At 62.5% G+C, this 13699-nt stretch carries 12 protein-coding genes and 1 pseudogene; 3 read left to right on the top strand and 10 right to left on the bottom strand.

Annotated elements, in window-relative coordinates; all coding sequences use genetic code 11:
- Positions 1-496, top strand: a pseudogene (locus L6637_RS33595) (NAD-dependent epimerase/dehydratase family protein); the annotation flags it as partial.
- Between the two features lie 132 nt (positions 497-628).
- Here the strand turns inward: L6637_RS33595 and L6637_RS33590 are convergent.
- The 4 genes from L6637_RS33590 to L6637_RS33575 all read right to left on the bottom strand — a co-directional run bounded on the left by L6637_RS33590 (position 629) and on the right by L6637_RS33575 (position 4176).
- Positions 629-1375: a hypothetical protein gene (locus L6637_RS33590; RefSeq protein ID WP_237873275.1), complete on the bottom strand. Its 747-nt coding sequence runs from the start codon at positions 1373-1375 to the stop codon at positions 629-631.
- Between the two features lie 9 nt (positions 1376-1384).
- Complete coding sequence (locus L6637_RS33585; RefSeq protein WP_237873272.1) at positions 1385-2008, bottom strand: hypothetical protein; 624 nt, start codon at positions 2006-2008, stop codon at positions 1385-1387.
- A 304-nt stretch (positions 2009-2312) separates the two neighbouring features.
- Entirely contained in the window at positions 2313-2516 is a 204-nt protein-coding gene (locus tag L6637_RS33580; RefSeq protein WP_237873271.1) for a hypothetical protein, read from the bottom strand.
- A 433-nt stretch (positions 2517-2949) separates the two neighbouring features.
- Positions 2950-4176, bottom strand: a complete 1227-nt coding sequence (locus L6637_RS33575; RefSeq protein WP_237873270.1) for a phenylacetate--CoA ligase family protein — start codon at positions 4174-4176, stop codon at positions 2950-2952.
- An 85-nt stretch (positions 4177-4261) separates the two neighbouring features.
- Here L6637_RS33575 and L6637_RS33570 point away from each other — a divergent pair, with 85 nt between their 5' ends.
- Positions 4262-5413, top strand: a complete 1152-nt coding sequence (locus L6637_RS33570; RefSeq protein ID WP_237873269.1) for an AGE family epimerase/isomerase — start codon at positions 4262-4264, stop codon at positions 5411-5413.
- A 3-nt stretch (positions 5414-5416) separates the two neighbouring features.
- On the opposite strand, the gene L6637_RS33565 is transcribed toward L6637_RS33570, so the two are convergent.
- The 6 genes from L6637_RS33565 to L6637_RS33540 form a co-directional block, all read right to left on the bottom strand.
- Positions 5417-6256, bottom strand: a complete 840-nt coding sequence (locus L6637_RS33565; protein WP_237865073.1) for an ABC transporter ATP-binding protein — start codon at positions 6254-6256, stop codon at positions 5417-5419.
- Between the two features lie 127 nt (positions 6257-6383).
- On the bottom strand, positions 6384-7667 hold the full coding sequence (locus tag L6637_RS33560) for an ABC transporter substrate-binding protein (RefSeq protein WP_237865072.1): 1284 nt from the start codon (positions 7665-7667) through the stop codon (positions 6384-6386).
- A 42-nt stretch (positions 7668-7709) separates the two neighbouring features.
- Positions 7710-8783: a branched-chain amino acid ABC transporter permease gene (locus tag L6637_RS33555; protein ID WP_237865071.1), complete on the bottom strand. Its 1074-nt coding sequence runs from the start codon at positions 8781-8783 to the stop codon at positions 7710-7712.
- Between the two features lie 3 nt (positions 8784-8786).
- Complete coding sequence (locus L6637_RS33550; RefSeq protein WP_237865070.1) at positions 8787-9680, bottom strand: branched-chain amino acid ABC transporter permease; 894 nt, start codon at positions 9678-9680, stop codon at positions 8787-8789.
- 214 nt (positions 9681-9894) lie between these two features.
- Entirely contained in the window at positions 9895-11826 is a 1932-nt protein-coding gene (locus tag L6637_RS33545) for a long-chain fatty acid--CoA ligase (protein ID WP_237873268.1), read from the bottom strand.
- Entirely contained in the window at positions 11823-12644 is an 822-nt protein-coding gene (locus L6637_RS33540) for an ABC transporter ATP-binding protein (RefSeq protein WP_237865068.1), read from the bottom strand. Before L6637_RS33540 ends, L6637_RS33545 begins: the two co-directional genes overlap by 4 nt.
- 318 nt (positions 12645-12962) lie before the next feature.
- Between L6637_RS33540 and L6637_RS33535 the strand changes: the two genes are divergently transcribed.
- Positions 12963-13637 carry a Crp/Fnr family transcriptional regulator gene (locus L6637_RS33535; RefSeq protein WP_237873282.1) on the top strand — a complete coding sequence of 225 codons (675 nt, stop codon included), beginning with the start codon at positions 12963-12965 and terminating at the stop codon, positions 13635-13637.
- The last annotated feature ends 62 nt before the right edge of the window (positions 13638-13699 follow it).

Below are 13699 nucleotides of genomic sequence, written 5' to 3'. Positions count from 1 at the left end.
GGCGGAGGCCTATTGCAGCCAGTACGGCAGCGACTTCATCAGCGTGATGCCGACCAATCTTTATGGCCCCGGCGACAATTATCACCCTGAATTGAGCCACGTCGTCGCCGCCCTGATCCGCCGCTTCCATGAGGCGAAAGAGTCTGGCGCCAAGAGTGTCGTCGTCTAGGGCACCGGTACGCCGCGGCGCGAGTTCCTCTATGTCGACGACATGGCGGATGCCTGCGTGCATCTGATGAAGACCTATTCCGGTGCGGACCTCGTCAACATCGGCACTGGCGAGGACATCGCCATCGCCGAGTTCGCGGGCGTGGTCGCGGAGATCGTCGGCTATCGCGGCGAGATCGCTTTCGACACCTCGCGCCCCGACGGCACGCCGCGCAAGCTGCTCGACGTCAGTCGGCTGACAAAGCTCGGCTGGCGCGCGACGACGTCACTCGAGGATGGCTTGAAGCGCGCTTATGAGGCCTATTTGGCTGAGGCGCAGGGGGCCTAGCGGTAATCCTGCTGGGTCGAGTCGGGTCGCTCAATCGGCGGAACATGGAAAGCGTCGCTGCTTTCGATGAGATTGATCTGCAGACTCGAATTGCCATTGAAGCAGTCAAGCGTGCCCGATTTCGCGGAAGCGTCATGATACGCGCTCAAATAGCGTGCGAGGCGTAATGTACCAGAGCAGGAAAAGGAGCGCGGCGCCATTCGTCACAAACGAAATCGTTAGCGGAACGTTGATGAAGGTCTGCGCGAGAACGCCGGCTGATAGAAGGACGAATCGCGATGGTAGGCCCGAGGATAGGCAATTGCCGAGCGAAATGATCAACCCGCACGCAAGGGCAGCAACCGGTGCCATATTCATTCCGACTGACGCGATGCCTTCGGTCGCGAACAGCGAGGCATTAAAGTATCCAATCTGATAGGCGTTTTGCATCACGACTGCCAGCGGCTCCCGGTACGGGCAATCGACGAACGATTTTACGAGATTGATCTGGCAAAAGTAGGTCAGTTCGTGCGTTGCGAAGAAGTCATTGTAGTAATCGAGTGCACTCGAAGGGAGGGCGATCATCCTGAAGTTGATCAAGCCGAAATATGAGATGAACTGCTGATAAGTGATCGCATTGGCATCAAAAAGCATTGCCAGAATCACCCCTAGCAGAATCGGCAGGAGTAGAGACAGCACCACGGCTGTCCTGGGCTCAAAGAAAATTGAGCCCAAGCCCAGGAATAACAACCAGGCCGGTGCGAACAGGGCAAGCTTGGTGAGTGTGATTGGATAAAAGAGTAGTAGGAGCAGCAATGTCGATATAGCTCGCCACCAGCTTTTCTGCGCAACAAAGCAAGCAAATGCAAATGGCAGCAGCACATTCGACGTGATGCCCATTGCATATTGTTATTGTAGCCAGGCCGGAAACCGGAGTTCACCGCGATAGGTGTAGATCTCCGCGAGCCTAACCATCCTCAGGTTGAAGAACGCGCCGCAGACGACAACGATCGCGCTGAGGATAAATATGGACGTCAACAATTTGCTAAACGTGCCTGGCGAGATCTCCACTCTTGGCTTTATGGGTGCTGTGATGAATAGCGCAGGTACGAGGAATGCGAGCGCCGAGGCAAAAGACGATGCATATGCCAGAGCATGATCATAAGGGAATTTCGATAGTTGGATCAGCCACAGATAGCCCAGTATGATCGTGTATAAGTAGAATCCAAGCAGATAGCCCAAGCTGAATTGACTAACGCTGAAGAGAATTGAGATCAGCGCAAACGGTGCGATGTTTAAGGCCGTTGCGTACAATGCGTCTGCATTGCTTCCTGTCCGCAGTATTGATTCGTAAAATTGTGTGACGTAGGCGAGTGACACGCAGCAGAGCACAATGTAGGCGAAGACGAGCAAGCTGGGCCCGAACCTAAAGGACTGCGGCGTGGGCGATCCAATCCCGGCTTGATCTGATGTTGTCAGAGCCCGCGCGAGGAAAATGGTCTCGATCACCGCCTGGCGAGCTTGTGCACCCATTCTTCAGGTCCGTGTCGCAACGAAATTGTGCAAAAGGGCGGCAGCTGCAAACGCCACTAAAATTGAGGTGATGGCTGCAATGAACAGAAATCCGAGTCGACGCGATCCCGATTGCCTTCTGATCATCGGTGATCTGTTGGCCGAGTTCTTCGGCGGATCGCTTGGCCAGCACGGCACGCGCAGCGGCGGGTGTCGTCCGCAAAAGGAACGTCCGATTGCTGGCTGGAGCGCCGCTGCAGTTGCTGGCCCGCCAAATCCTCCCGTTGGGCAGGTAGAGAAGCGCGGACCTCGTCGGACAATATCTTTAACTCGTCGAATAATCGACTTTCTCGTTGGCGGAGACCAACCCGATATCGATTGCCGACCGGGTCGTCGTCCGTGGCTTGACGAGCACGAAAATGGAGATCGCCAACAGGAAAAATATTAGTCCCGCGATCGAGAGCAGCGTCCAGCGATACCACGAGAGCGTCTGCAGCGGACCAGAGGCGGTTGTTCTCTCCGTCGTCATTTTGCAATCGGTTCCATGGCTTGATCGGGCGCTAACACGATCAGAGTTAGGAGAAAAAGCTGGCCGCGTCCATCTAAGTTGATCCTGCGACGTCGTCATGAAGTTCGAGGTGCCGTGATTCCGAGCAGCCAAGAAATCCCGGCGGCCGCGGATAGCGCCCGGCCAGGTCCCATCCTCAAGCGCGACAGCCGTCAGGACGGTTCTCGGATCACGTGATTTTGCGGTCAGACGGGGCAGATATGTGGCCCTGGCCGGCTACCGGCGAGAGACGGGAAAGCCCTGATGATCGGAGTCAACCTGACCTGGCACGAATGAGTCGCACAGTTCCAAGTGGGCGCACGGCGCGATTGCGGAGCCAGGTGACTTGCCTGGAGAGAGCGCTCGAGCCGGCTGTTGGTCTGATCGTCTGCGGAAGCGGGGCAGGGCAACGGCTCTAACCGCGCTCGTCTGCGATCACCTTGCCATCGTTTGGCAGCGCGCCGGGGCTGACTAGCTCGACTGCGCCGCCGAGCTTGGTCACGGCTCGCAGGCTGCTGGCGATCACTTCGCGCAGCGCATCGTCTGATGCGCTCGTCTCGGCCTTCAGCGTCATCGCATCGGTCTCACCCTGACGGGAGACGACGAGGCGCAGCCTTCCGAGCGAGGGGTGGCGCTTGCCGATCTCGGCGATCTGCTCGGGGCGGACGAACATGCCCTTGACCTTGGTGGTCTGGTCGGCGCGGCCCATCCAGCCCTTGATACGCATATTGGTGCGCCCGCACGGGCTTATGCCGGGCAGGGAAGCGGTGAGGTCGCCGAGCGCCAGCCGGATCCAGGGATGATGCGGATCGAGCGAGGTTACCACGATCTCGCCGACTTCGCCCGGCGCCACCGGATCGCCGGTGCCTGGTTTGACGATCTCCATGATCAGATCCTCGTTGACGACCATGCCGTCGCGTGCCTCGGTCTCGAACGCGATGAGGCCGAGATCGGCGGTGCCGAACGCCTGGTAGGCGTCGATGCCGCGCGCCTTGATCTCGGCCTGGAGGGAGGGCGGGAATGCCGCGCCTGAGACCAGCGCGCGCTTGATCGAGGAGACGTCGCGGCCCGCGGTCGCGGCGGCATCGAGCAGAATCTTCAGGAAATCAGGCGTGCCGCTGTAGCCGACCGGACGGTAGGCCTCGATCAGCTCGAATTGCTGCTCGGTGTTACCGGGCCCGGCCGGGATCACGGCGCAGCCCAGCGCGCGTGCCGAGGCGTCGAAAATGAAGCCGCCGGGGGTGAGGTGGTAGCTGAACGTGTTGAGCACGATGTCGTCGGGGCGGAACCCGGCCGCGAATAGCGCCCGTGCGCCGCGCCAGGGGTCGGCCTGCCGTCCCTCCGGCTCGAAGATCGGCCCCGGTGAGGTGAAGAGGCGGGCAAACGAGCCCGGGGCCGCCGCCACGAAGCCGCCGAAGGGCTGGGAGGCCTTGTGCAGGGCGGGCAGTTCCGACTTGCGCAGCACCGGAAGGCCCGCGAGCGCCGCCCTGGAGCTCACCGAGGCGGGACCGATGCCTTTCAGCCGCTCGGCATAGGTCGGGGCGGCCATGGCGCTGCGCAGCACGTCCGGCAGGCGGGCGAACAAATCGGCCTCGCGCGCCGCTTGTTCACGCTTCTCGAGGGCGTCGTAATGGGCGGTCATGGCAGATCTTTCCGGGTTGGCGTCCGTTGCACGCCGCCGCCCGCATGGGTATCAGACGGCCATTGACAGGGGTGGAGAGGGCGCGATGGCGAACGAAAGCATCATTCCGGCGGACGAGGCGGCTGGCGTCGTCGCGCGCCTGAAGCGCCGCATGGTCGAGGACGCGATACCGCTGTGGTCCACCGTTGGCTGGGACCATGCGACGGGCGGTTTCATCGACCGGTTGCATCGCGACGGCACAGCGGATGTGGCCGCGCCGCGGCGCGTGTTCGTGCAGGCGCGGCAAATCTATTGCTACGCCAAGGCCGCACAGATGGAGTGGTATCCGCAAGGCCGCGCCATCGCGCTGAAGGGGCTCGAACACATGCTTGCCAAGGCCAAGGCGCCCGACGGCAAGCCTGGCTATGTGCACCGGCTGACGCCTGAAGGCGCGGTGCTGGATGCGCGCCGCGATGCCTACGATCACGCCTTCATCCTGTTTGCGCTCGCGACCGTTTATTCGCTCGACAAGGACGCGCAGGTCCGCGCCGAAATCGACGCGCTGCTTGCTTTCGTCGACGGCCATCTGCGCTCGCCGCATGGCGGCGTGCACGAAGGTCTGCCGGTCTCGCTGCCGCGCCGGCAGAACCCGCAGATGCATATGTTCGAGGCGATGATCGCGTGTTTCGACGCGACCCATGATCTGTCGTTCCAGAACAGAGCCGGCGAGTTCTTCGCGCAGTTCCTCGCCAATCTCTACGACAAGCGGACCTGCGCGCTCGGCGAGTATTTCGAGGAGGATTGGTCGAAGATCGAGCCTGTCAGCGTCGAGGCCGGTCACCAGGCGGAGTGGGTCTGGCTGCTGAAAGGGTTTGAGCGCATCACGGGCTGCCCGACCGGACAGCGGCGCGCCGAACTGCTTGCGACCGCGATGCGCTATCGCGACCCGGTGACCGGCTGTCTCGTCGACGAGGGCGATGATGCCGGTAACATCCGTCGCTCCACGCGCCGGCTGTGGCCGCAGACTGAGATTGCGAAAGCGTGGATTGCGCAGGCCGAGTCCGGCGAGGCGGGCGCGGCGGAGGAGGCGCGGGCGGCGCTGGTGCGGCTCGAACGTTATTATCTCAGCCATCCCGTGCGGGGCGGCTGGTACGACCAGTTCGACTGCGACGGCAAATCGCTGATCGACACCATTCCTGCGTCGTCGTTCTATCATGTTCTCTGCGCGGTCACGGAAGCGGAGCAGGTGCTGAGCTGAGTTTCACAGCCACCTTTTGCGTCGCTTGAAGCTCTTGAGGTTCTTGAAACTCTTGCGCTGGTCGCCGGCGCCGCCGAGGTAGAATTCCTTGACGTCCTCGTTGTCGCGCAATTCGTCAGCGGTGCCGTCGAGCACGACCTTGCCCTGCTCCATGATGTAGCCGTGGCTTGCCACCGACAGCGCGGCGCGCGCGTTCTGCTCCACCAGCAGGATGGTGACGCCGAGGTCGCGGTTGATCTTCTGGATGATGGAGAACACCTCCTTCACCAGCAGCGGCGACAGGCCCATCGAGGGCTCGTCCATCAAGATCATCTTCGGGCGCGCCATCAGCGCGCGGCCGATCGCCAACATCTGCTGCTCGCCACCGGAGAGATAGCCGGCAAGGCCCGTGCGCTCCTTCAGGCGCGGGAAATAATTGAAGACCATGTCGAGGTCGGCATCGACCTCGCGATCCCGGCGGGTGAAGGCGCCGAGCCTGAGGTTTTCAAGCGACGTCATGTCGGCAACGATGCGCCGGCCCTCCATCACCTGGAAAATGCCGCGGCGAACGATCTTGTCGGGATCGATGCCGGCGATGGGCTCGCCCTCGAACAGGATCTCGCCGCGCGTGACCTCGCCGTCCTCGGTCTTGAGCAGACCCGAGATCGCCTTCAGCGTCGTCGATTTGCCGGCGCCGTTGGCGCCGAGCAGCGCCACGATCGCGCCCTTGGGCACGTCAAGGCTGAGGCCGCGCAGCACCAGGATGACGTCGTCATAGACGACCTCGATGTTGCGCACGGCGAGGAGGGGAGCGGGAGCCACGGCAGTCGGCTTGGCGCGAGATGCTTCGAGGGTGTCGGTCATATTGTCTCCGCTGTCGTCACAGCTTCAATCCAGTCATTCCGGGGCGGTCCGCAGGACCGAACCCGGAATCTCGAGGTTCCGGGTTCGCCTCGTCGAGGCGTCCCGGAACGACGAACGGATCAGGCGCTCACCAGCCGAACCATTCCGGCTTGCGCGGCAGCTCGACCGACTTGACCTTCTCCAGCTTGATCGTGCCTTTGCCCATCAGGTCGTTGATGTCGCCATCGGTCGCGCCCGACACCTTCGTGCGATAGAGGTCAACCTTCATGGTGCCGCGATGGTCCTTCTCGGTCCAAGTCGAGGGATTGCAGACGCCTTCCATCCCTGATGGCACCCAGTCCTTCTTCTGGTAGAAGCCCTTGGCGACGTTCTCGCCGGTGGCACCGCCGTTCTTGGCCGCCCAGTCGAGCGCCTCCTTCATGTAAAGCGCCGAGCAGACGGCGGCGACGTAGTGCACCGGGCGGTAGACCTTGCCGGTGGGATCGGACATCTTGGAGATTTCCATCACCGTCTTCATGCCGGGCGCATCGCCGCCCCATCCGACCGCCGTGCGCAGCGGGAACACCACGCCATCGGCGGCGTCGCCGGCAGCCTTCGCGCCATTCTCGTCCATGCCCCACACGTTGCCGAGGAACTGAACGTCGACGTTGGCGGCCTTGCAGGCCTTCAGCACCGACACGTTGGATTGGGGGGTGTTGCCGAGATAGGCGTAGTTCGCACCGGAGCTCTTCAGGCTAAGGCACTGGCTGCTGTAGTCGCCGGGGCTCAAAGCGAACACCAGCGGCGGGAGCACTTCGAAGCCGAGCTCGGTGGCGAGCGCCTCGCCAGCGGCCTTCGGCGCGTTGGGGTAGGGATGGTTGGCGCCCATATGGACGTATTTCGGCTTGCCGGGCTTGCCCTTGGCCTTCCAGTCCTCGGCCGCCCACATCAGCATCGCGCGCAGCGCGTCCGAATAGGTCGGGCCATAGAAGAAATTGTAGGGCGCGGGCTTGGCCTTGCCGCTGGCGCCTTCAGGATCCGACAGGGCTGCAGCGTAAGAGCCGGACATGTCGGGGATCTTGTCCTGGGCGAGGAAGCCGGTCAGCGCTTCGGTGTCCGCCGTGCCCCAGCCCATGATGGCTGCGACCTTGTTGTCCGGCGCCGACCACTTCTTGTAGAGCGCGATCGCGCGCGGCACCTGGTAACCGTAGTCGTTCGTGTCGACATTGAGCTGCTTGCCGCCGACACCGCCGTTCTTGTTGACCCAGGCGAAGGTATCGGCGACGGCCTGGCCGAACGGCGTGCCGACGTCGGCGGTGCCGCCCGAGCGATCCTCGAGATGGCCGATCGCGATCTGCGCCTGGGCGCCGGCGGAAAATGCGGCGATCGCCAGCGCGAGTGAGGCGGTGCTCAAAAGGGCTTTTGTCTTCATAGGTCGTCTCCTCCTGTTATTGGTTTGTTGAATTGACCGCGCTCAATACGAGAACGGGTAGAGTTTCCAGTACGCCTTGATCTGCCGCCAGCGATGCGCGAGCCCGTCGGGCTCGAACATCAGGAACACGATGATGATGAGCCCGATCGCGATCTCGCGCAGGAAGGTGAGGTTGTTGTTGAGCGACAGCGCCTGATCAATCGCGCCGCCCTTCAGATGCAGGCTGATCCATTCCATGGATTCCGGCAGCAGCACCACGAAGGCGGTGCCCATCAGCGTGCCCATGATCGAGCCGGTGCCGCCGATGATGATCATGGCGAGGAACAGGATCGAACGCTCGATGCCGAAGCCTTCCTGCGACACGACGAGCTGGTAATGCGCATAAAGCGCGCCGGCGATTCCGGCGAAGAAGGCGGCCAGGCCAAACGACAGCGTGCGGTATTTGGTAAGGTTGATGCCCATGATCTCGGCGGAGAGATAATGGTCGCGGATCGCCACCAGCGCGCGGCCGTCGCGCGTGCGCATCAGGTTGGTGACGAGAATGTAGCTCGCGAGCACATAGGCCAGCACGACGTAGAAATATTGCTTATCGCCCCGGAGCGTATAGCCGAAGATCGAGAATGGATTTGCGCTCGCCGGCACGGAGCCGCCGGAAAACCATTCTGCGCGGGAGAAGAAGTCGAGCAGGATGTATTGCGCGGCCAGCGTCGCGATCACGAGATAGAGACCCTTCAGTCGCGCCGCTGGAATGCCGAAGATCAGCCCGACCAGCGCGGTAACGACACCGGCGAGCGGGATCGCGAAGAACACCGGGATCGGCGCGTTGTTGGAGATGTAAGCCGAGGTGAAGGCGCCGAGCAGGAAGAAGGCGGCGTGGCCGATCGAGATCTGGCCAGTGAAGCCAACGAGGATGTTCAGCCCCAGCGCGGCGATCGAAAAGATGCCGATCTGGATCAGGATGCTCAGCCAATAGCCGCTGAGAAATTGCGGCAAGAGGCAGAGCAGCAGCACGCCAACAATCGCGAAGTTGCGGCTGGTCGTGGCCGGGAAGATCGTGGTGTCGGCCGCATAAGAGGTGCGGAAATCACCAGCAGGGATGAGGGAAGGGCCGGCCATGGATCATATCCGCTCGATGTCGTGGGTGCCGAACAGGCCGTAAGGCTTGATCATCAGCACGATGATGAGCACGTAGAACGGTGCAATCTCGTAGAGGTTGCCCCAATGCAGGTACTGGCTGTCGACATATTGCGCGATGTTCTCGAGCAGGCCGATGATGATGCCGCCGAGCACCGCGCCGCCGACGGAATCGAGCCCGCCGAGGATCGCCGCCGGAAACACTTTGATGCCGTAGGCCGCAAGGCCCGACGACACGCCGTTGACCACGGCGACGACCACGCCGGCGACCGCCGAGACGGTCGCCGATATCGCCCAGGCCATCGCAAACACGCTCTTGACGGAAATGCCGAGCGACTGCGCCACTTGCTGGTTGAACGCCGTGGCGCGCATCGCAAGGCCGTATTTCGAGGCGCGGAAGAACCAGGCCATGCCGATCATCATCGCGAGCGAGACGACCAGGCTCATGACATAGACGGTCTGGATCTGGAGGCCGAACAGGCCGACGGACTGGCTTTCGAACACGCGCGGGAACGGCTGCGGATTGACGCCGAACATCCATTTCAGCGTCGCCTGGAGTACGGTGGAGAGGCCGATCGTCACCATGATCACCGAGATGATCGGCTCGCCGATCATCGGCCGCAGGATGAGGACCTGGATCGCGATGCCGAACACGAACATGAACACCAGCGTCATCGGCATGCCGATCCAGAACGGCACCTGATATTTGGCGAGCAGCGCCCAGCACACCCAGGCGCCGACCAGCAACAGTTCACCTTGCGCAAAGTTGACGACCTGGGTGGCTTTATAGATCAGCACGAACGACATCGCGACCACGCCATAGAGCGTGCCGACGACGAGACCGTTGACCAGGAGCTGGATGAGGAAGGCGGTGTTCATGTGATGCTCGCTGACAAATCCGGCGCGCTCTTCCCCTCTCCCCTTGCAGGAGAGGTTGGCTTCGCGAAGCGAAGACGGGTGAGGGGTCGTCCCGGCAGTGACGGTGCGGAGAGAGGACCCCTCACCCCAATGAGGGTGTGGCTGATGGCGGTGATGCCCTCTCCCACAAGGGGAGAGGGCGCATCGACTGACAGCGCATTCTCCGAGAACGACATCACTCCGCAGCCTCCGCCATGGGGCCGCGTCCGCCGAGGTCGACGACTCGCAGCGTCGTGCGCACGCGCTGCGTGGTGCCGTCCTGGAAGCGGATCACGGTGTCGACGGGAATGTCGGCGTCGCCGCGATAGATGGCGTCGATGATCCCGGCGTATTTCTCGTTGATGACGCCGCGGCGTACCTTTCGCGTGCGGGTGAGCTCGCCGTCGTCGGCGTCGAGCTCCTTGTAGAGCAAGAGGAAGCGCGAGATGCGCTGCGCCGGCGGCAGCGTGGCGTTGACGGTCTCGACTTCCTTCTGGAGCAGGGCATAGACCTCGGGGCGCGAGGCGAGGTCGCTGTAGGTCGTGAATGAGAGCCGGTTCTTCTCCGCCCATTTCGAGATGATGGAGTAGCGGATACAGATCATCGCCGCGAGCGCGTCGCGGCCGGCGCCCAGCACCACGGCTTCGGCGATATAGGGCGAGAATTTCAGCTTGTTCTCGATGAATTGCGGCGAGAAGCGCTCGCCGCGCGCTGTCTCGGCGAGATCCTTGATGCGGTCGATGACGACGAGCTGGCGGTTGGCGTTGAAATAGCCGGCATCGCCCGAGAGCATCCAGCCGTTCCTGATGTCGGCGACACTGGCCTCCGGGTTCTTGTAGTAGCCGAGGAACATGTTGGGGTGCCGCACCACGATCTCGCCGACGCCGTGAATGTCGGCATTGTCGATGCGAATCTCTACATTGTCGGCCATCGGAACGCCCGTCGTGTCGGGGTCGACCTTGCCCTCGGGGTGCAGCGTGTAGGCCCCGATCAATTCCGTCTGACCGTAGAGCGTGCGCAGCGGAACGCCCATGGCCTGGAAGAACTTGAAGGTATCCGGCCCGAGCGCGGCGCCGCCGGTGGCGGCCGAGCGCAGGCGGGTGAAGCCGAGCCGGTCGCGGAGCGCGCGGAACAGGATCGCGTCGGCAAAGCCGGAGCGCTTGCCCTGTTCAAGTGCGGCGAGGCCACTGTTCATGCCGATATCGAACAGGCGCTGCTTGAAGGGCGTCGCATCCATCACTTTGGCGCGGACGTCGGCGGCGATCGATTCCCAGACCCTTGGGGCAAAGAGCACGAACGTCGGCGCGATCTCGCGCAGATCGTTCATCATCGTATCCGGCTCTTCGACGAAGTTGATCTTCATCCGGCAGAGCAGGCCTTTGCCGAGCACGTAGACCTGTTCCATGATCCAGGGCAGCGGCAGCACCGAGACATATTCGTCGTCGGGTCCCTTCGGGTCGAAGGCCAGATAGGTCGCGCAATGGCCGAGCACGCGCCCGGCAGCGAGCATCGCGAGCTTTGGATGTGACGTGGTGCCCGACGTGGTGCACAGGATCGCGACGTCCTCGCCCTTGGTAGCATCGACGAGGCGATCGTAAAGCTCCGGCTCGCGCGCGGCGCGGGCACGACCGAGCTCGGCGAACTTTTCCGCCGACATCAGACGCGGATCGTCGTACTTCCGCATGCCACGCGGATCGGAATAGATGATGTGCTTGAGATCAGGCACGCGGTCGGCCAGGGCCAGCAGCTTGTCGACCTGCTCCTCGTCCTCGGCGAAGACGAGCTGCGCTTCGCCGTAGTTGAGCAGGTAGGAGGCTTCTTCGTCGAGTACGTCACGATAGAGCCCGAGGCTCAGTCCGCCGATCGCATGGGTGGCCACTTCCGCCGCGACCCAGTCCGGCCGGTTGTCGCCGATGATGCCGATGACGTCGCCGCGGCCAAGGCCAAGCTCGATCAGGCCGAGTGCGAAGTCGCGCACGCGGGACTGGTAGTCGTTCCAGGTGAAGGGGCGCCAGAGACCCAGATCCTTTTCGCGCAGCGCAATCTCGTTGCCGTGCTCTTTTGCATTGAGCCGGAGCAGCTTCGGATAAGTGTCGGCCTGCGCGACGCGCCCTGCGTAATCCATCATGCCGCGCTCTCCTGCGCCGGCGGTGCATCATCGGGGCCGACCAGCGCCTCGTCCTCTTCGCCGAGATAGGCGCGCTTGACGTGAGGATCGGCGAGCACGGCGGCGGGATCGCCCTCGGCGATCTTGCGGCCGAAATCCAGCACCATAACGCGGTGGGAGATGTCCATCACAACGCCCATGTCGTGCTCGATCATCACGACCGTCATGCCGAACTCCTCGTTGAGATCGACGATGTAGCGGGCCATGTCCTCCTTCTCCTCGAAGTTCATGCCGGCCATCGGCTCGTCGAGGAGGATAAGGCGCGGCTCCAGCGCCATGGCGCGGGCGAGTTCGACGCGCTTGCGCAGGCCATAGGAGAGGGTGCCGGCGGTGGCTTTGCGCACCGACTGCAGGTCGAGGAAGTCAATGATCTCCTCGACCTTGCGGCGATGCGCGAGCTCTTCCTTGCGCGCGCCGGTGAGCCAGTACAGCGAGCCCGTGAGGAAATTATTCTTCAAGAGGTGATGGCGGCCGACCATGATGTTGTCGAGCACGCTCATGTGGTGGAATAGCGCAAGGTTCTGGAAAGTGCGGCCGATGCCGAGCTTGGGGCGCGCATTCGGCGTCAGCCCCGTGATGTCGCGGCCCTGGTAGAACAGCTGACCTTCGGTCGGCTTATAGCGGCCGGAAATACAGTTCACGATCGAGGTCTTGCCGGCGCCGTTGGGACCGATGATCGAGAACAGCTCGCCCTCGTTGATGGCGAAGCTGACGTCGGTCAGCGCACGAACGCCGCCGAATCGCAAGGACACGCCGCGCACTTCGAGACTGGTAGCCACCAAACAAATCCCTCCCGGTGATGGCGCATTCAGCGGCGCTCTTCGTCGGTTCCTCCTGGACGATCCTAGTACGGCCGCCCCAGCGAGGCCATGCAGCACATGGTCCCGACCAGAGCCGCGCCGCTTTCGCCCTGTTTGGGATCAAAAGCCGCATCGCCCGAGGTGGTTCTCAATAGGGGAAAGCGCTAATTTGAAATGTCTCCGGCCTGACAATTCTGCGACAAAGTTTTTCAGTCGGCCGCTGCCTCCTTCTTTCGTAGGCTGGTGGCTGGAGCGATCATGTTGCAATGCAACAGAAGGATGGCCGGCCTCTCGATCATGATTTCAGAGGATCAACTGAGGCGCGTCGCCGCCTGGTCACGCGAGCTCACGCCAGCGGAGATCGAGGTTGCCCGCGCCGGGATCACCGAACGGTCCTACGGTACCGGCGAGACCGTGTTTATGCGCGGCGACAAATTCGACTATTGGGCGGGTATGGTGAGTGGCCTCGCCCGCATGGGCGGGGTGTCGCGCGACGGCAAGGAGACCAGCCTGGCCGGGCTCACGGCAGGCGCGTGGTTCGGCGAAGGCAGCGTGCTCAAGAACGAATTGCGCCGCTACGACGTGGTCGCGCTGCGCGACAGCCGCGTCGCGCTGATGGAACGCTCAGCCTTCATGTGGCTGTTCGAGAACAGCGTCGGCTTCAACCGCTTCCTGGTGCGCCAGCTCAACGAGCGGCTCGGCCAATTCATCGGCATGCTTGAGGTCAACCGCACCCTCGATGCGACCTCTCGACTTGCCCGCAGCATTGCCTCCCTGTTCAACCCGATCCTCTATCCCGAATCGACCGCGCATCTGGAGATCACCCAGGAGGAGATCGGCGCGCTCTCCGGTATGTCCAGACAGAACGCCAACCGCGCGCTGAACCGGCTGGAGAAAGAGGGGCTGCTGCGGCTGGAATATGGCGGCGTCACGATCCTCAATGTCGAGCGGCTGCGTGGATACGGGGATTAGTTAGAGCGTTTTCAAGCGAAGTGGATACCGGTTCGCGTCAAGAAAACGCGTCAAAACAAAAT

This window comes from Bradyrhizobium zhengyangense, assembly GCF_022012435.1.
Classification (GTDB): domain Bacteria; phylum Pseudomonadota; class Alphaproteobacteria; order Rhizobiales; family Xanthobacteraceae; genus Bradyrhizobium; species Bradyrhizobium zhengyangense.
Note: the sequence above shows the minus strand (reverse complement) of the source record. Positions and strands in the feature narration are given on the sequence as shown.